This window comes from Sphingomonas sp. Leaf38 (assembly GCF_001421825.1).
Lineage (GTDB): Bacteria > Pseudomonadota > Alphaproteobacteria > Sphingomonadales > Sphingomonadaceae > Sphingomonas.
Genome location: NZ_LMLD01000012.1, coordinates 249,364 through 250,521, shown reverse-complemented (window position 1 = coordinate 250,521; position 1,158 = coordinate 249,364). Strand labels below are relative to the sequence as shown.

Annotated in this window: 1 protein-coding gene; it reads left to right on the top strand. The window is 69.9% G+C overall.

Annotated features, from left to right (window positions below):
• Positions 1–81: 81 nt before the first annotated feature.
• Complete coding sequence (locus ASE88_RS16715) at positions 82–1,137, top strand: AbrB family transcriptional regulator (protein WP_200910276.1); 1,056 nt, start codon at positions 82–84, stop codon at positions 1,135–1,137.
• The last annotated feature ends 21 nt before the right edge of the window (positions 1,138–1,158 follow it).

The following is a 1,158-nucleotide window of genomic DNA, read 5'->3' as shown; positions in this document are numbered from 1 at the left end:
CGGCTTTGCGGTCGACGAGGTTATCGCAAGGGCGACACGCAAAGGCGGCGCGCGGCACGTGATCTGGTTCGCGACCAAATCTTGATCGGGCGCTGGACCGTCTTGGTCGCGCTGTCGGCGGTGGTTGCGGCAGTGCTGGAACTCGTCGGGCTGCCCGCGGGATTGCTGCTCGGGCCGATGATCGCGGCGGTGGTGCTTGCGGTGCGCGGGTGGTCGCTGAGCGTGCCCCTGTCGGCGTTTCGGGCTGCGCAGGCGGCGGTGGGGACGCTGATCGCGGGCTCGATCACGACGGGGATCGTCGCGACGGTAGGCCAGCATTGGCCGGTGTTCCTGATGGTCAACGGCGTCACGCTCGCGGCGAGCAGCGTGCTCGGCTATCTGCTGAGCCGGTGGCAGGTGCTGCCGGGCACCGTCGCGGTGTGGGGATCGACGCCGGGTGCGGCGAGCGCGATGGTGTTGATGGCGCAGGCCTATGGCGCGGATTCGCGGCTGGTCGCGGTGATGACCTATACGCGCGTCGTCTGCGTCGCGGTGGTCGCGTCGGTGCTGGCGGCGGTGATGGTCGGCGGCGGGAGCGGGCATCACGTCGCCGCGTCGTGGTTCGCGGCTGTCGATCCGATTGTAGTGCTGCGGACGATCACGATCGCTGGGGTTGGTGCGGGGGTTGGTGTCGCGTTGAAGCTGCCGGCGGGGGCGCTACTCGGCTCGCTGGTGGCGGGGGCAGCGTTGAACGTCACCGGGGTCGCGCAGCCGGTGTTGCCGCAGTGGCTGCTGGCGATCAGCTATGCGGTGGTCGGGTGGAAGATCGGGCTGTCGTTCACGCGCGATACGGTGCGCGTGGCGGGCAAGGCGATGCCGCGGATCCTGCTGTCGGTGGCGCTGCTGATCGCGTTTTGCGGCGGGATCGCGGCGGCGTTGACGCGCTGGTGGGGGATCGATCCGGTCACCGCCTATCTCGCGACCAGCCCGGGCGGGATGGATTCGGTCGCGATCATCGCTGCGTCGAGCCCGGTCGACGTGCCGTTCGTGATGGCGCTGCAGGTGCTGCGGTTTCTCGGGGTGTTGCTGATCGGGCCGCCGCTCGCGCGGTTCGTGGCCACGCGGCAGGGCGGGGTGCCGCCGGTTATTCCGAGTTAGGGCGATCGGCTGATCCTCCCC